Here is a 16707-nt window from a genome sequence, read left to right as displayed (position 1 = left end):
GAGGTGTGCGGGTGAGCGAGGCGGTCGACGAGACTGGTCCGATCCGGGTGGCCGTGCTGGGTGCGCGGGGCCGGATGGGCGTCGAGGTGTGCAAGACGGTGCAGGACGCCGAGGATCTCGATCTCGTCGCGATGGTCGACGAGCGCGACTGGCTGTTCAACGTCGCCGACGCCGGGGCGCAGGTGGTCGTCGACTTCACCCGCCCGGACGTGGTGATGGACAACATCCGGTTCTGCATCGACCACGACATCGCGGCCGTGGTCGGGACCAGCGGGTTCGACGAGACCAAGCTGGCCACCGTGCGCGGCTGGCTCGAGCACAAGCCCGAACTGGGCGTGCTGGTGGTGCCGAACTTCGGCATCGGCGCGGTGCTGTCGATGCACTTCGCGCGCCAGGCCGCGCGGTTCTTCGACTCCGCCGAGGTGATCGAACTGCACCACGCGGGCAAGGTCGACGCCCCGTCGGGCACCGCGGCGCACACCGCGTCGCTGCTGGCCGCCGCCCGCGCCGAGGCCGGCGCCGGGCCGGTGCCCGACGCCACCACCCAAGAGCTGGCCGGGGCCCGTGGCGCCGACGTCGACGGCATCCGGGTGCACTCGGTGCGGATGCCCGGCCTGGTCGCCCACCAGGAGGTCATCCTCGGCAGCGAGGGCGAGGTGCTCACCATCCGGCACGACTCGATGAACCGGTCCTCGTTCATGCCCGGCGTGCTCATGGCCGTCCGGTCGGTACTGGACCGGCCCGGGCTGACCGTCGGCCTCGAGCCGCTGCTCGGGCTCGACTAAGGGCGGCGCAACCGCAGGTCGAGCGGCCCGGAGACCCGCACCTCGCGCAGCGGCCGGTCGCCGGTGTCGAGGATCCGGACGGCGCCGTCGGCCTCCCAGCCGGCGTGGGCGTAGAACCGTTGCGACGCGGTGTCCGCCGCCGGCACCCATGCCTGGCCGTGCTCGGGGCCGCCGCCGGCCCGCAGCGCCGCGGCGGCGGCCGCGAGCAGCCGTCCGCCGTGCCCGCGGCGGCCCCAGCGCGGTTCGACCAGCAGGGTGCTGATCTCGGCGAGCCCGGCACTGTCGACGGCGCCCGGGTAGGACGCGGCCGCGCAGAAGCCGACCGTCCAGTCGCCCTCGGTGGCCACCAGCACGTGGTAGCCCTCGCCGGCGTCGACCGCGGCCGCCCATGCCCGGCGCGCCTGCGGCCCGGTCAGCTGGTCGAGCGCGTCCGCCGGGACGATCTCGGCGTAGGCGGTCCGCCAGGTGCCGGCCTGGATCCGGACGATCTCGTCGACGTCCTGGGCGACTGCGGGTCGGACCGCGGCGATGGCCATGCCGGCATGCATACCGGACGCGGCCGGGCGGGGCAGCGGCCGGGCGTGCGGGGTGACGCGGCGGCGACCGGCCCGCCTGCCGGCGCCGGAGAGTGACCGGGCCAACCCTCGCGCGCCGGTCGTTCGCCATGACAACGTGTTTCCGTGACGCACACCGGCAGCGCCGCCCAGGCCACCTCACCCGCTGCCCGCGCGACCGGCGACGGCGTGGCCTGGGCGGCGCTCGGTGTCGTCTACGTGCTGTGGGGCTCGACCTACCTGGCCAACCGCCTGATCATCACCAGCGTCCCGCCGCTGATGTCGGGTGGGTTCCGGTTCCTGGTCGGCGGCCTGCTGCTCGCGGTGATCGTGCTACTGGTCGGTGGCGCGAAGGCGTTCCGGATGACCCGCGCCCAGTTCGGGACGGTGCTGCTGTCCGGGCTGCTGCTGCCGGCCTGGGGCAACGGGCTGGTCACGCTGGCCCAGCAGAAGGTCGCGTCCGGGCTGGCCGCGCTGCTCATCGCGTCGGTCCCGCTCTACATCGTGCTGCTGCGCGCGCTGACCAGGGACCGGCCGCGGCGGGCCACGCTGCTCGGGGTCGGCGTCGGCATGATCGGGCTCGCGGTGCTTCTGCTGGCCGCCCCGTCCGGGGGGTCCGGTGGCGTCCTCGGCAGCGCCTGGTGGGGGCCGTGGCTGGTGCTGCTGGCCGGGCTGGGCTGGGCCAGCGGCACGTTCGCCACCACCCGGCTGCCGGTGCCGCCCAGCCCGTTCGCGCTGGCCGCGGTGCAGATGCTGGCCGGCGGCGCCATCCTGCTCACGGTGAGCCTGGCCAAGGGCGACCGGCTCGACGTCGGCGCGGTGTCGGCCGTGTCCTGGTGGGCCTGGGTCTACATGGCGGTGGTCGTCTCGTGCGGGGCGTTCAGTGCGTACGCCTACGCGCTGTCCGCGCTGCCGGTCTCCACGGTGGCGACCTACGCCTACGTCAACCCGGTGATCGCCGTGCTGCTCGGGGTGCTGGTGGTGGGGGAGCGGTTCTCGCCGGTGCAGTTGCTGGGCGGCGCGATCGTGCTGCTCGCCGTGGTGCTGGTGGTCGCCGCGGAGCGCCGGCCACCGGCAGTGCCCGGCTGAGATCGTCGGGGGTACCTGGCACCATCCCCGGCGTGACGACGACGCCCGTGGTGATCGGTCCGGCCGCGGCGCGGCGTACGGCGCTGGCGGCGCAGGGCTTCGCCGACCCGCGCCCGGCGGGGACGCTCACCCGGCGGCACCTGGCGAAGACGCTGGCCCGCACCCGGCTGCTCCAGCTCGACTCGGTCAACGTCGCGGTCCGGGCGCACTACATGCCGCTGTTCAGCCGGCTCGGCGCCTACGATCCGGCGCTGGTCGACGACGCCGCCTGGAAGCACGCGCCGCGGCGGCCCCGGCTGCTCGTCGAGTACTGGGCGCACGAGGCCAGCCTGCTTCCGGTGGAGGACTGGCCGCTGCTGCTCTCCGGGGCGAAGCGCGCCGGATGGTGGCGCAACTACCGCGCTCTCGCCGAGCGTGAGCCCGGGCTCGTCGACGACGTGCTGGCGGCGGTGAAGGAGCTCGGCCCGGTCGGTGCCGGCGCGCTCGAGACCGTCCTGGGCGGACCAGGCCGGCCGCGCCCGCCCGGGGTGTCGTGGTGGCAGCGCTCCGACGTGAAGCGGATCTGTGAGTGGCTGTTCGGGATGGGGGCGCTCACCACCGGCACCCGGGTGAACTTCCAGCGGCTCTACGACCTGCCCGAGCGGGTGCTCCCGCCCGAGGTGCTGGCCGCGCACCCCGCCGACCCGGACGAGGCGGCGCGCGGGCTGATCGCACGGGCGGCGTCGGCGCTGGGCATCGCGACCGAGCCCGACCTGCGCGACTACTACCGGCTCGCCCCCGACCGCAGCCGGCAGGCGGTCGCCGAACTGGTCGAGGCGGGGGAACTGGAACCGGTCGCGGTCCGCGGCTGGCGGCATCGCGCCTACCGGCATCCGGCGGCGCGGACTCCCCGGCGGATCGGCGCCCGGGCGCTGCTGTGCCCGTTCGACCCGCTGATCTGGGAACGGGCGCGCACCGAGCGGATCTTCGATTTCCGGTACCGCATCGAGATCTACGTACCGGAGCCGCGGCGCGAGTACGGCTACTACGTGTTCCCGTTCCTGCTCGACGACGCGCTGGTCGCCCGGGTCGACCTCAAGGCCGACCGCGCGGCCGGGGTCCTGCGGGTGCCGGGGGCGTTCGCCGAACCCGGCGCCGACACGTCGCGGGTGGTCGCCGAGCTGGCCGCGGAGCTGCGGCTGATGGCCGGCTGGCTGGGGTTGGACGGCGTCGTGGCGGGCGAGCGGGGCGACCTCGCCGCCCCACTCGCCGCTGCGCTCGGCTGATGGCCGGCCGGCCTCAGACCATCACCGCGGCCCGGGTGACCAGCACGTCCCCGGTCCCGGTCCGGCCACGGATGTGCAGCGCCGGCGTCTGCTCCGGCGCCATACCGCCGACATCGAGGTCGCTGCGGGCCCGGCCGGAGCCCGACGACAGGTCCAGCTCGGCGGCCACCCCGGAGTGCACCCCGATCCGCAGGCCCCCGGACCCGGTGGTCAGGTCGAAGTCACCGGACACCGCATCGGCCACCGTGACCTCGCCCGACCCGGTGCGCACCCCCAGGTCGGCCGCGACCTCGCCGAGGCGGACGTCGCCGCTGCCCGCCCTGATCTCGGTCCGTCCGCCCAGTGCGGCCACCGTGATGCGGCCCGAGCCGGTGCGTATCCGCGCCCGGCCGCTGACCGGTCCGAGGTCCACCTCGCCGGAGCCGGTGGTGACCTCCAGGTCGCCGTCGACCTCCTCGAGCCGTGCATCGCCCGACCCGGTACGCACGGCGGCCCAGCCGGCCCGGCCGGTCACGCTCACGTCCCCGGCCCCGGTGCGCACCGCGACCCGGGAACGGGACGGCGCGCTGACCGTCACGGCCAGCGGCACCATGCGCAGCGGCAGCTCGGTGGCCGAGCGGACCACCAGCCGCCGGCCCAGCTCCGACCAGCTGATCTCCGCCGCGCGGACCGCGTCGGTGGCCACGTCGGTCTCCGGCGCGCGGAACGGTCCGCCCGAGCCGAACGGGCCGCCCGGCGCGGACGTGGCGGAGCCCAGCCAGTTGAACAGGCCGCTGAGGCCCTGGGTCCAGGTGCTGCCCGCGGCCGGATCGTGCCGGACCTCGACCCGGACCTCGTCGGTGTCGGACAACGTCACCTGCACCCGGCCGACGTCGATGGACACCTCCAGCTCGGCCGGCTCGGTGGCCGGCCAGCTCTGCTGACGGACCAGCTCGGGGCCGGTGTCGTCGCCGGTTCCGGTCGGTTCGCTCATCGCGCTCACCCCTGCACCCAGCCGCGGACGCGGCGTCCGTCATCTCCGCGGCCCCAGTCGCCGCGCGGGCCGCGCCGGCTCTGCTTGCCCGACAGTGCGCCCTGTACCGCCTGGGCGACCCACGAGTTGAGCGAGACGCCCTGTGCGGCCGCGGCCTGCTCGGCCTGGCTCTTGATCTGCTCGACCAGCCGTAGCGTGATGCGGCTGATGTCCCCCGCGTCCGGGCCGCCCGCCGGCGCGGTGAAACTCGGCTGCGGTTCGGGGGCCTCGTGCTCGGACGTGTCCGGGCTGACCGCGACCCGCACGTCGCGGCCGTCCAGGCGCACCTCGACGACCCGGTCGCCGAGGGCCGCCGTGACTTCGGCCGCGAGGTCGGAGAGCGCGTTCATGACGGCCAGCCGCGCGGCCGGCTCGATCGCCGCGCCGAGCAGCGCGGCGGTCCGCCGGGTCTGATCGTCGCCGGCGGCCGCAGCCGAGGACAGGTCCTCGCGGAGCTGCGTGACGTACTGACTGACATCCATGACGCCACTATGGCGTCATATGTGACGTCACGCAAGGGCGGATGGCGCCATCGCCGGAGGTGTCGGGGATCCCGGTTACGCTGCCCGCATGCCGGAGACCGTGCCCCTGACCGTGCAGCTGGTCGCCAAGACCGAGTTCTTCCCGCCCGCCGACGTGCCGTGGAGCACCGACGCCGACGGCGGCCAGGCGCTCGCCGAGTTCGCCGGCCGGGCCTGCTACCAGTCGTGGGGGAAGCCGAACCCGGCCACCGCGACCAACGCCGGCTACCTGCGGCACATCCTCGAGGTCGGCCACCTGTCGGTGCTCGAGCACGGCACCGTCAGCTTCTACCTGACCGGGATCTCCCGCTCGCTCACCCACGAGCTGATCCGGCACCGGCACTTCTCCTACTCGCAGCTGTCCCAGCGCTACGTCCCCGAGCGCAACGCCGCGATGGTCGAGCCCGACGTGATCGCCGCCGACCCGGAGCTGCACGCGCTGTTCCTCGAGGCCGCGGACGCGTCGGTGAAGGCGTACGAGGAGCTGCTGGCCGGGCTGGAGAAGCGCTTCGCCGACGTGCCGAACGCGACGTTGCGCCGCAAGCAGGCCCGGCAGGCGGCGCGGGCGATCCTGCCGAACGCCACCGAGACCCGGATCGTCGTCACCGGCAACTACCGGGCCTGGCGGCACTTCATCGCGATGCGCGCCACCGAGCACGCCGACGTGGAGATCCGGGCCCTGGCCATCGAGTGCCTGCGCCAGCTGCAGCGCGAGGTGCCGAACGTGTTCAACGACTTCGAGATCGCGGCCCTCGAGGACGGCACGGAGATCGCTTCCAGCCCGTTCGTGACCGAGGGGTAGCGGTACCGGGTCAGGTGGTTTCTCCGGCAGCGCCGTGGCGGATGCGCCGCTAGGTTGGCCCCATGAGCCTGGCAGTGTCCGAACGCGCGGCGATCTGCGACGAGTTCGAGCGGTCCGGCCCCGACCGGCCGACGCTCTGTACGGGCTGGACCACCCGGGACCTGCTCGCCCATCTGCTGGTGCGCGAGCGCCAGCCGTGGGCGGCGCCGGGGATCGTGGTGCCCGTGCTCGCCCCGGTCACCGAGCGCGCCATGCACGGCTACGCCGACACGCCGTGGCAGGAGATGATCGGCGAGCTGCGCGGTGGTCCGCCGCCGTGGTCGCCGTACCGGGTGGGCAAGGTCGACGAGTTCGCCAACGGCGCGGAGTTCTTCGTCCACCACGAGGACGTCCGGCGCGGCGAGCCCGGCTGGAAGCCCCGTGACCCGGATCCCGAGCGCGACGCCGAGCTGTGGGCGTTGCTCGGCCGCATGGGCCGGGTGCTGTTCCGGCGGGTCCCGGTCGGGCTCGCGCTACGCCGCCCGGACGGTGCCCAGCAGGTGGTGCGGACCGGCCCGGGCCTGGTCACCCTCGTCGGGGAGCCGTCGGAGCTGGTGCTGCACGCCTTCGGCCGGGACGCGACGCAGGTCGAGATCGAAGGCGCCCCGGCCGACGTCGAGGCCTACCGGGGTGCCGACCGCGGGCTGTAGCCGCCGACCTCTGCGCCACGGCGGTGGTGCACCGGCGCCGACAGCCGTAGCGCAGCACTCGGCCGCGGTCCGTTCCGCTCGCGATGGCGGAACGCGGGGTGGAGCGCACGGCCGGATGGACGGTCGTGGGCGGTACCGTCTACTCATGAGCCCGCCCCCTCCTCTGACGCGGCCGCCAGGCCGTCCGTTCGGCCAGGTGCTGACCGCGATGGTCACCCCCTTCGATGCCGACGGAGCTCTCGACCTGGCGAAAGCGGAGGAGCTCGCCACTCATCTGGTCGATCTCGGCAACGACGGACTCGTCGTCAACGGGACCACCGGAGAGGGCCCGACGACCACCGACGCCGAGAAGTCCGAACTGGTGCGCGCGGTCGTCAGCGCCGTCGGCGACCGGGCGACGATCGTCGCCGGGGCCGGCACCTACGACACCGCGCACAGCATCCATCTGGCGCGCGAGGCGGAGAAGGCCGGCGCGCACGGCCTGCTCGTGGTGACGCCCTACTACTCACGGCCCCCGCAGTCCGGGCTGATCCTGCACTTCACCGCGATCGCCGACGCCACCGAGCTGCCGGTGATGCTCTACGACATCCCCCCGCGCAGCGTCATCCCGATCGAGGTCGAGACGCTGCAGCGGCTCGCCGAGCACCCGCGCATCGTCGCGGTCAAGGACGCGCGCAACGACCTGCGGGTCGGCACCGAGGTCCTGGCCACGACGACGCTGGCCTACTACTCCGGGGACGACCCGGTGAACCTGCCGTGGCTGTCGGTCGGCGCGGTCGGCTTCGTCAGCGTGATCGGCCACGTGGTGGCCGATCGGCTGCGCGCGCTGCTGGACGCCTACGAGGCCGGTGAGATCGATCGGGCCCGGGCGCTGCACTTCGCCTACCTGCCGGTGATCCGGGCGATGGGCCGGGTCGGCGGCGCGGTGTTCGCCAAGACGGCGATGCGGTTGCGCGGCCTCGACGTCGGCGACCCGCGGCTGCCGCTGCCGCCCGCCACCGAGGAGCAGGTCGCGGCGATCGCCGCCGATCTGGCCGCGGCCGGCGTCGCGCTGGACGCGGACGCCCGTGGCGCCGCCGCTCAGGGTCGCGGGGCGCTGGGTGCCCGCGCGGCCGTCGACCTCGGGGCGGAGGTCGCTTACCGGTGAGCAGGCCACCCGCCCGGTCCGACCGAGCCCGGTCCGACCGTCGATCCCGACCGTCCCGGCGCGGCTCCGGCCGTCCCGAACCGCACGGGACTCCCGACGCCGTCAATCCCGCCGAACTGCCCACCGCCTTGCCGCCACCGCTGCAGGAGGGGGCGCTGCGCGTCTTCGCTCTCGGCGGGATCGGCGAGATCGGCCGCAACATGACGGTCTTCGAGTTCGACGGGCGGCTGCTCGTCGTCGACTGCGGAGTGCTGTTCCCGGAGGACGACGCGCCGGGCGTCGACCTGATCCTGCCGGACTTCCGGGCCATCGAGGACCGGCTCGACGACATCGACGCCCTGGTGCTCACCCACGGGCACGAGGACCACATCGGCGCGGTGCCGTTCCTGCTGCGCCAGCGCCCCGACCTGCTCGTCGTCGGCTCGCGGTTCACTCTCGCGCTGGTCGCGGCCAAGTGCAAGGAGCACCGGCTGACCCCGCACCTGCTGGAGGTGGCCGAGGGCGACCGGATCCACCACGGGCCGTGGGACTGCGAGTACTTCGCGGTGAACCACTCCATCCCGGACGCGCTGGCCGTCGCGGTCCGCACCCCGGCGGGCCTGATCCTGCACACCGGCGACATCAAGCTCGACCAGCTTCCGCTGGACGGCCGGCTGACCGACCTGGCCGGGTTCTCCCGGCTCGGTGACGAGGGCGTGGACCTGTTCCTCGTCGACTCGACCAACGCCGACGTGCCGGGCTTCGTGACCCCCGAACGGGAGATCGGCCCGGTCATCGAGGACGTGTTCCGCCGGGCCCCGTCACGGATCATCGTGGCCTGCTTCGCCAGCCACGTGCACCGCGTGCAGCAGGTCATCGACGCGGCCGCGAAGTTCAACCGCCGGGTCTGCTTCGTGGGCCGGTCGATGGTGCGGAACATGACCCTGGCCATGGAGCTGGGGTTGTTGCACGTGCCCGACGGCCTGCTCGTCGACCTCGACGAGGCGATGACGCTGCCCGACGACGAACTGGTGCTCGTCTCCACCGGGTCGCAGGGCGAGCCGTTGTCGGCGCTGTCCCGGATGGCGCGCGGCGACCACCGCTCGGTGCGGATCCGGCCGGAGGACACGATCATCCTGGCCAGCTCGCTCATCCCGGGCAACGAGACCGCGGTCTTCCGTGTGATCAACGCGCTGATCCGGCTCGGTGCCACCGTGGTGCACCAGGGCAACGCCAAGGTGCACGTGTCCGGGCATGCCCCGGCCGGTGAGCTGCTGTTCCTGTTCAACGCGGTGCGCCCCAGCAACGTGATGCCGGTGCACGGTGAGTGGCGGCACCTGCGGGCCAACGCGGAGCTGGCGGTCAAGACGGGGGTGCCCGAGGAATCGGTCGTGCTGGCCGAGGACGGCGTCGTCGTCGACCTGATCGACGGCAAGGCGGAGATCACCGGCCGGGTCGAGGTGGGCCGGGTGTACGTCGACGGCCTCGCGGTCGGCGACATCGGTGAGACCACGCTGGGCGACCGGCTGGTGCTCGGCGAGGGCGGTTTCATCGCGATCACCGTCGCGGTGGAGGCGACGACCGGTCGTGCGGTGTCCCGCCCGACCCTGTCCGGCCGCGGGTTCTCCGACGACCCCAAGGCGCTCGACGGGGTGCTGCAGCTGGTCGAGGACGAGCTGTCGCGCACCGAGAACGAGGGCATCACCGACACCCACCGGATCGCGCAGTCGGTCCGCCGGGTGGTCGGCAAGTGGGTCGGGGAGACCTACCGGCGCCGCCCGATGATCGTCCCGACGGTCATCGCGGTCTGACCGCCGCCCGGGGCGCGGGCGGCGCCGTGGGGCGGTGGTGAATACCGCATCCCCGGCCCCGCAGGTGCGTCGGAACCGGGCAGATTCGCCCGTCCCGGCTACCGTGTCCGCCATGGCAGGACGCTCGACGACTGGTAGCGGCACCGCGAACAAGGGTGCGGCGGCCCGGTCGGCGCGCGCGTCGGCATCGGGCCGCTCCGGTGCCGCGCGCCGGTCGGGTTCCGCGGCGCGCCGTCCGGCCGCCACCACGCGGCGCCGGCCGGCCCCCCGCAAGCCCCCGCCCCAGCGGGGCCCCGACCTGATCGACAAGGGGATCGACGCGGTCGGCCGCGGCGTCGTCAAGCTCGGGCGCTCCGCGGGCCGGGCGGCGGGCCGGACCCGGGAGATCGACCCCGCGCACCGCCGCGACGGCTTCGGTGTCGCCTTCATCGTGCTCGCCGTGATCGCCGCGGCCGGGGTGTGGTGGGGTGCCGGGGGACCGGTGGGCCGCGGATTCTCCACGGCCGTCGGCGCCGTCCTGGGCGTCCCCGGGGTGCTGCTCCCGGTGGTGCTGCTCGGCATCGGCGTGGTGCTGATGACCACTGAGGCGCACCCGGAGGCGCGGCCGCGGATCGCCGTCGGCACGCTGCTGCTCACCCTGGGTCTGCTGGGCCTGGTGCATCTGTTCTCCGGTTCGCCCAACGATCCCGCGCAGTGGTCGGAGGGCGGCGGCGCGATCGGCTACCTGGCCGGGACCCCGCTGGCCAGCGGGCTGACCGCGTGGGTCGCGGTGCCGGTGCTCGTGCTGCTGTCCGGCTACGCGTTCCTGGTGCTCACCGGAACCCCGGTGCGCGCGGTGCCCGACCGGGTCCGCCGGTTGCTCGGCCGCCCCGGCCTCGACGGTGATGAGTTCGCCGACGGCGGCGACGAGGACGACGGGGCCGCCGACCCGGTCACCGAGACCCCACCGGTGGCGCTGCGGCGCCCGTCGCGGCGCCGGCAGTCCGCCCGGGCCGCCGACGCCTACCGCGACGGCGAGCACTCCGACAGCCCGGACGCCGAGGCCGAGCCGGCCGCCGAGCAGTCGCCGCCGGCCCGTCCGCCGCGGGCGAAGCGCCCGCCGGCCGCCGCCGCGGCGCCGGTCTCCGAGCCGGGCCCGGGGCCCGAGGCCGCCGGCGAGCAGTTGCGGATGGCGATCCGGGAGCCGGCGTCGGAGACCGAGTACGTGCTCCCGCCGTCGGACCTGCTGCCCACCGGCCCGGTGCCCAAGACCCGCAGCAGCGCCAACGACGCCATGATCGAGGCGATCACCGGCGTGCTCGAGCAGTTCAACGTCGACGCGCAGGTCACCGGCTTCACCCGGGGCCCGACGGTGACCCGCTACGAGATCGAGCTCGGCGCGGGCGTGAAGGTCGAGAAGATCACCCAGCTGACCCGCAACATCGCCTACGCCGTGGCCACCGACAACGTGCGGCTGCTGGCGCCGATCCCGGGCAAGTCGGCGGTGGGCATCGAGGTGCCCAACACCGACCGGGAGATGGTCCGGCTGGGCGATGTGCTGCGCAGCAGCACCGCGCGCAACGAGCAGCACCCGCTGGTGATCGGGCTCGGCAAGGACATCGAGGGCCACTTCCTGGTGGCCAACCTGGCGAAGATGCCGCACCTGCTGGTGGCCGGCTCCACCGGTTCCGGTAAGTCCAGCTTCGTCAACTCGATGCTGGTGTCGCTGCTGTCGCGGGCCACCCCGGACGAGGTCCGGATGATCCTCATCGACCCGAAGATGGTCGAGCTCACCCCGTACGAGGGCATCCCGCACCTGATCACGCCCATCATCACCCAGCCCAAGAAGGCGGCGTCGGCGCTGTCCTGGCTGGTCGAGGAGATGGAGCAGCGCTACCAGGACATGCAGGTCAACAAGGTTCGTCACGTCGACGACTTCAACCGCAAGGTGCGGTCCGGGGAGATCACGGCACCACCGGGCAGCGAGCGTGAGTACCGGCCCTACCCGTACATCCTGTGCATCGTCGACGAGCTCGCCGACCTGATGATGACCGCGCCGCGCGACGTCGAGGACGCGGTCGTGCGGATCACCCAGAAGGCCCGGGCCGCCGGCATCCACCTCGTGCTGGCCACCCAGCGGCCCTCGGTCGACGTGGTCACCGGTCTGATCAAGACCAACGTGCCGTCCCGGCTCGCGTTCGCGACGTCGTCGCTGACCGACAGCCGCGTCATCCTCGACCAGCCGGGCGCGGAGAAGCTGATCGGCATGGGCGACGGGCTCTACCTGCCGATGGGCGCGGGCAAGCCCACCCGGATGCAGGGCGCGTTCGTCGGCGACGACGAGATCTCCGCGGTCGTCCAGTTCACCAAGGAGCAGGCCGAGCCGACCTACACCGAGGGTGTCACCGCGGCCAAGGCCGGCGAGGCCAAGGAGATCGACCCGGACATTGGTGACGATCTCGACCTGCTGCTGCAGGCCGCGGAGCTCGTCGTCACCTCGCAGTTCGGGTCGACGTCGATGCTGCAGCGCAAGCTGCGCGTCGGGTTCGCGAAGGCCGGCCGGCTGATGGATCTGCTGGAGTCGCGCGGCGTGGTCGGTCCGTCCGAGGGTTCGAAGGCGCGGGACGTGCTCATCAAGCCCGACGAGCTCGAGGGTGTGCTGTGGCTGATGCGGGGCGGTGCGGGCCCCGCGCCTGGCGACGGAGAGTAATCAGTGCAGGTCGCTGGAGCGTGTTACACCGAGCGAGAGATCGGATACTCGCGGTAGACCGAGCCCGGGTGATTTGTGGTTCTTCCCACCGACCTGACTGAGGCCGTAACCACCTCCCGTGTCAGAGTGTTGATTCGATCGGGTCCGACCGACGGAGCCGGCTGATTACTGAACGGAGATGGTTCGGCGGATGTTGCGCTTCCTGCGGCGGAGTGAACGGACCGGTCGAGGCACGGAGACCGGGCGCCACGCCATGATGCCGATCCCGCTGACCGGTGGGCTGCTGAGTGGTCAGGTCCGTGACGCCGAGGGGCGGCCGCTCCCCGGTGCCGAGATCTCGGTGTTCGACCGGTCCAGTCGCCGGGTGGCCCACTCCGACAGCGACCCCTTCGGTTTCTTCGCCGCCGCCGTGGTGCCGGGGGAGTACCGGGTGCGCGCCGAGGCCGGTGGCTACCAGACCGTTCACGAAGCGGTGGAGGTCGAATGGGGCAAGCACGCCCAGATCGGCCAGCTCACGTTGCAGCCCGACGAGACCGCGCAGCCGCCGACGCCCGGGATCTACGACATCGACGAGGACCACACGACGATCAGCTTCGTGGCCCGGCACATCGCGATGTCCCGGGTCTACGGCCAGTTCAACGTGTTCCAGGGGCAGATCCAGGTCGCCGAGCCCTTCGAGGACTCGTACGTCCAGGTCGTCATCGATGCGGCCAGCGTCGACACGAACGTCGAGGTGCGTGACAACCACCTGCGCTCGCCGGACTTCCTGGACGTCGAGCGCTTCCCGCAGATCCGCTTCTCCAGCACCCGGTTCTCCCGGCGGGGCGGCAACAGGTGGGTCGTCGACGGGGAGCTCACCCTGCACGGGCTGACCAGCGACGTGCAGCTGGAGACGACCTTCCTCGGCATGCAGGAGTGGGCCGGCATCCGGACCGGCGCCGTGGCCACCACCGAACTGCACCGCGAGCACTTCACGCTGAACTGGCAGCAGATGCTCGCCCGGGGGCTGCCGGTGGTGGGCTCGACGATCGACATCAGGCTGGACGTGCAGGCGATCCTGAAGGGATCCGGAACCCACCGGACGCAGTGACGGTCTCGGATGGTCTCGAGGTCAGGCGGGCGTCCGCATCGACCGGCGGGTGAGGGCCGACAGCCTGCTCACGGCCCGTCCGGCCCTCGGAAGCCGTGCTGGCGCCAGGCCTCGTACACCGCGACGGCGGCGGCGTTGGCCAGGTTGAGCGAGCGGGAGGTCGCCAGCATCGGCAGCCGCACCCGGTCGGTGACCTGCGGGGCGTGCTCGACCTCGGCCGGCAGCCCCGCCGACTCGCAACCGAACAGCAGCACGTCGCCGGGTGCGTAGGCCACGTCGGTGTAGCACCGGGTCGCGGTCGTCGAGAACGCGTACACCGAGGCCGGCAGCAGCGCCCGCCAGGCCGCGTCGAGGTCGGCGTGCACCCGCACGTGGGCCAGGTCGTGGTAGTCCAGGCCGGCCCGGCGCACGTGCCGGGCGTCGAGGGAGAATCCGAGCGGCTCGACGAGGTGCAGCTCGACCCCGGTGTTGGCGGCCAGCCGGATCGCGTTGCCCGTGTTGGGCGGGATCTCGGGGGCGCAGAACACGATCCGGAACACGCCCCCGATCATGGCGGCTTCGCGGCTCGTGCGCGTCACGTAGTGCGCCGGCACCACTCACCGCTCACAGGCGGAGCATCATGCGGACGTTGCCCAGGGTGTTCGGCTTGACGTGCGCGAGGTCGAGGAACTCGGCGACGCCGGCGTCGTAGGAGCGCAGCATCGCCGCGAACACGTCGGGGGAGACCGGCGTCCCGTCGATCTCGGAGAACCCGTGCCGGCCGAAGAAGTGCTTCTCGAAGGTCAGCACGAACAACCGCTCCAGCCCCAGTTCCCGGGCGTTGTCGATGAGCGCGCCGACGATCGCGTGCCCGACGCCCTGGCCGAGCACCCGCGAGTGCACCGCCACGGTGCGGATCTCGCCCAGGTCCTCCCAGAGCACGTGCAGCGCGCCGCACCCCACGACCTCGCCGTCGATCTCGGCGACCAGGAACTCCTGCACCGACTCGTACAGCGTGATGATCTCTTTCGCCAGCAGGACCCGGCCGGCGTAAGCGTCCACCAGAGACTTGATCGACGTCACGTCGGCGGTCCTGGCCCGCCGCACGGCCACCACTGCCACGACGGGTCAGAGTAGATCACCGGGCGGCGTCTACCCTTAGGCCCGTGTCGACACCCCGCAGAGCCGCCCTGCTGACCCTGGGTTGCGCGCGCAACGAGGTCGACTCCGAGGAACTGGCCGGCCGCTTGGTCGGGAGTGGCTGGGAACTGGTGGAGGCCGATCCGGGGGCGGACCCGGACGCGGGCCCCCCGCCGGACGTGATCGTGGTCAACACCTGCGGCTTCGTCGAGCAGGCCAAGAAGGACTCGATCGACACCCTGCTGGCCGCCTCGGACGTCGCGAAGGTCAGTGGTGCCAAGGTGGTCGCGGTGGGCTGCCTGGCCGAGCGTTACGGCGCGGAGCTGGCCGCGAGCCTCCCCGAGGCCGATGCCGTGCTCGGCTTCGATGCCTACCCCGAGCTCGCCGAGCGCCTCGGTGACGTCCTCGGCGGCCACGCTCCCGCGCCACACGTCCCGGTGGACCGCCGCACGCTGCTGCCCATCGCGCCCGTCCAGCGCCCGGCAGCCGCCGCCGACGTCGCGGTCCCGGGGCACGCCTGGGTGCCCGACCTGTCGCGCCGCCGCCTCGACGACCGCCCGGTCGCCCCGCTCAAGCTGGCCTCGGGCTGCGACCGGCGGTGCGCGTTCTGCGCGATCCCGTCGTTCCGCGGCGCGTTCGTGTCCCGGCCGCCGGCCGACGTGCTGGCCGAGGCGACGTGGCTGGCCGGGCAGGGTGTCCGGGAGATCGTGCTGGTCAGCGAGAACTCCACGTCCTACGGCAAGGACCTGCCCGGCGGCACCCGCGCGCTGGTCGACCTGCTGCCGAAGCTCGGCGCGGTGCCCGGCATCGATCGGGTCCGGGTCAGCTACCTGCAGCCCGCCGAGGTCCGCCCCGACCTGCTGCGCGTCATCGCGACCACTCCCGGCGTCGCGCCGTACTTCGACCTGTCGTTCCAGCACGCCAGCCCGTCGGTGCTGCGCCGGATGCGCCGGTTCGGCTCACGGACCGACTTCCTCGACCTGTGCGAGCGGATCCGCGCGCTGGCCCCCGAGGCCGGGATCCGCAGCAACGTCATCGTCGGGTTCCCCGGCGAGACCGAGGACGACCTCGCCGAGCTGGAGGCGTTCCTGACCGGGGCGCGGCTCGACGCGGTCGGCGTGTTCGGCTACTCCGACGAGGACGGCACCGAGGCCGAGGGGTACGACGGCAAGCTGCCGGCCGAGGAGGTCGCGGCCCGGGTGTCGCGCATCTGCGAGCTGGTCGACGAGCTGATGGCCCAGCGCGCCGAGGACCGCGTCGGCACCGAGGTGACGGTGCTGATCGAGCGGTGCTCCGGTGACGCCGCCGAGTGCACCGGCCGGGCCGAGCACCAGGCCCCCGAGGTCGACGGCGAGTGCATCGTCGAGGACGGCTCCGGGCTCGAGGTGGGCGACCTGGTGCGGGCGGTCGTCGTCGGAGCCGAGGGCACCGACCTCGTGGTGTCCGCACGGGAGGTCCTCCCGCGCGCCGTGGCCGGGTCCGTGCCGGCCGCCGCAGCTCGGGGGTCCGGGTGAGCACGTCCCCGGCGGGCGCGTCCACCCCGCCGGGCGGCACGCCGCCGCTGCTCAACATCGCCAACGTCCTCACGGGCCTGCGGCTGCTGCTCGTCCCGGTGTTCGTCGCCGCGCTGCTCACCGAGCAGGGCCGCAGCGTCGACTGGCGGCTCACCGCGTTCGCCGTCTTCGCGGTGGCCGCCTTCACCGACCGGCTCGACGGCGAGCTGGCCCGCAAGCGCGGCCTGGTCACCGCGTTCGGGGCGATCGCCGATCCGATCGCCGACAAGGCGCTCACCGGATCGGCTCTGATCGGACTGTCGATCCTGGGGCAGGTCCCGTGGTGGGTCACCATCGTCATCATGGGCCGGGAGATCGGCATCACACTGCTGCGGTTCTGGGTGCTGCGGCACGGGGTGATCCCGGCCAGTCGCGGCGGCAAGGCCAAGACGTTCGTGCAGACCCTGGCCATCGGGCTCTACCTGCTGCCGCTCAGCGAACTGCTCAACGGAGCCGGCGCGGTCGACATCGTGCGCTGGATCGCCTTGGCCGCCGCGCTGGCGCTGACCGTCGTCACCGGGCTCGACTACGTGCTGCGCGCGCTGCGGCTGCGTGCGGCCGCGGCGGCGGCGCTGCACGACACCCCCTGAACCGCCGCGCGT

Annotated in this window: 16 protein-coding genes; 11 read left to right on the top strand and 5 right to left on the bottom strand. The window is 73.3% G+C overall.

Annotated elements, in window-relative coordinates:
* Positions 1–74: 74 nt before the first annotated feature.
* Positions 75–785: a 4-hydroxy-tetrahydrodipicolinate reductase gene (gene dapB / locus HF526_RS01700; protein ID WP_211176647.1), complete on the top strand. Its 711-nt coding sequence runs from the start codon at positions 75–77 to the stop codon at positions 783–785.
* On the opposite strand, the gene HF526_RS01695 is transcribed toward dapB, so the two are convergent.
* Complete coding sequence (locus tag HF526_RS01695) at positions 782–1321, bottom strand: GNAT family N-acetyltransferase (RefSeq protein WP_169379409.1); 540 nt, start codon at positions 1319–1321, stop codon at positions 782–784. The genes dapB and HF526_RS01695 overlap by 4 nt on opposite strands.
* A gap of 144 nt (positions 1322–1465) precedes the next feature.
* Here HF526_RS01695 and HF526_RS01690 point away from each other — a divergent pair, with 144 nt between their 5' ends.
* Both HF526_RS01690 and HF526_RS01685 read left to right on the top strand, forming a co-directional pair.
* Positions 1466–2428, top strand: coding sequence for an EamA family transporter (locus HF526_RS01690; RefSeq protein ID WP_338051223.1), 963 nt, complete (start codon positions 1466–1468; stop codon positions 2426–2428).
* A 32-nt stretch (positions 2429–2460) separates the two neighbouring features.
* On the top strand, positions 2461–3693 hold the full coding sequence (locus HF526_RS01685) for a DNA glycosylase AlkZ-like family protein (protein WP_169379408.1): 1233 nt from the start codon (positions 2461–2463) through the stop codon (positions 3691–3693).
* A 13-nt stretch (positions 3694–3706) separates the two neighbouring features.
* Here HF526_RS01685 and HF526_RS01680 read toward each other — a convergent pair whose 3' ends face one another.
* Positions 3707–4666 (bottom strand): DUF4097 family beta strand repeat-containing protein, encoded by a 960-nt coding sequence (locus HF526_RS01680; protein ID WP_169379407.1) that lies wholly within the window; start codon positions 4664–4666, stop codon positions 3707–3709.
* 5 nt (positions 4667–4671) lie between these two features.
* A complete protein-coding gene (locus tag HF526_RS01675) occupies positions 4672–5187 on the bottom strand; it encodes a toxin-antitoxin system HicB family antitoxin (RefSeq protein WP_169379406.1) in 516 nt (171 codons plus the stop codon).
* 88 nt (positions 5188–5275) lie between these two features.
* Between HF526_RS01675 and thyX the strand changes: the two genes are divergently transcribed.
* The 6 genes from thyX (at position 5276) to HF526_RS01645 (ending at position 13433) form a co-directional block, all read left to right on the top strand.
* Entirely contained in the window at positions 5276–6028 is a 753-nt protein-coding gene (gene thyX, locus HF526_RS01670) for an FAD-dependent thymidylate synthase (RefSeq protein ID WP_169379405.1), read from the top strand.
* 62 nt (positions 6029–6090) lie between these two features.
* Positions 6091–6717 carry a TIGR03085 family metal-binding protein gene (locus tag HF526_RS01665; protein ID WP_169379404.1) on the top strand — a complete coding sequence of 209 codons (627 nt, stop codon included), beginning with the start codon at positions 6091–6093 and terminating at the stop codon, positions 6715–6717.
* Between the two features lie 145 nt (positions 6718–6862).
* Complete coding sequence (dapA, locus tag HF526_RS01660) at positions 6863–7864, top strand: 4-hydroxy-tetrahydrodipicolinate synthase (RefSeq protein WP_169379403.1); 1002 nt, start codon at positions 6863–6865, stop codon at positions 7862–7864.
* Between the two features lie 116 nt (positions 7865–7980).
* Positions 7981–9654 (top strand): ribonuclease J, encoded by a 1674-nt coding sequence (locus tag HF526_RS01655; RefSeq protein ID WP_169379489.1) that lies wholly within the window; start codon positions 7981–7983, stop codon positions 9652–9654.
* A gap of 112 nt (positions 9655–9766) precedes the next feature.
* Entirely contained in the window at positions 9767–12343 is a 2577-nt protein-coding gene (locus HF526_RS01650; RefSeq protein ID WP_169379402.1) for a DNA translocase FtsK, read from the top strand.
* A gap of 190 nt (positions 12344–12533) precedes the next feature.
* On the top strand, positions 12534–13433 hold the full coding sequence (locus HF526_RS01645) for a YceI family protein (protein ID WP_239028160.1): 900 nt from the start codon (positions 12534–12536) through the stop codon (positions 13431–13433).
* Positions 13434–13501: 68 nt separating this feature from the next.
* On the opposite strand, the gene HF526_RS01640 is transcribed toward HF526_RS01645, so the two are convergent.
* A complete protein-coding gene (locus HF526_RS01640; RefSeq protein WP_169379487.1) occupies positions 13502–13972 on the bottom strand; it encodes a TrmH family RNA methyltransferase in 471 nt (156 codons plus the stop codon).
* Between the two features lie 64 nt (positions 13973–14036).
* Entirely contained in the window at positions 14037–14534 is a 498-nt protein-coding gene (locus HF526_RS01635; RefSeq protein ID WP_338051222.1) for an amino-acid N-acetyltransferase, read from the bottom strand.
* Positions 14535–14578: 44 nt separating this feature from the next.
* On the opposite strand from HF526_RS01635, the gene rimO reads away from it, so the two are divergent.
* Together rimO and pgsA are read left to right on the top strand one after the other, a co-directional pair.
* Positions 14579–16066, top strand: a complete 1488-nt coding sequence (rimO, locus tag HF526_RS01630) for a 30S ribosomal protein S12 methylthiotransferase RimO (RefSeq protein ID WP_338051221.1) — start codon at positions 14579–14581, stop codon at positions 16064–16066.
* Positions 16063–16695: a CDP-diacylglycerol--glycerol-3-phosphate 3-phosphatidyltransferase gene (pgsA, locus tag HF526_RS01625; RefSeq protein WP_169379401.1), complete on the top strand. Its 633-nt coding sequence runs from the start codon at positions 16063–16065 to the stop codon at positions 16693–16695. Before rimO ends, pgsA begins: the two co-directional genes overlap by 4 nt.
* Positions 16696–16707 lie beyond the last annotated feature (12 nt).

This window comes from Pseudonocardia acidicola (assembly GCF_012911935.1).
Taxonomy (GTDB): Bacteria; Actinomycetota; Actinomycetes; order Mycobacteriales; family Pseudonocardiaceae; genus Pseudonocardia; species Pseudonocardia acidicola.
This window is presented reverse-complemented; position numbering and strand designations above follow the sequence as displayed.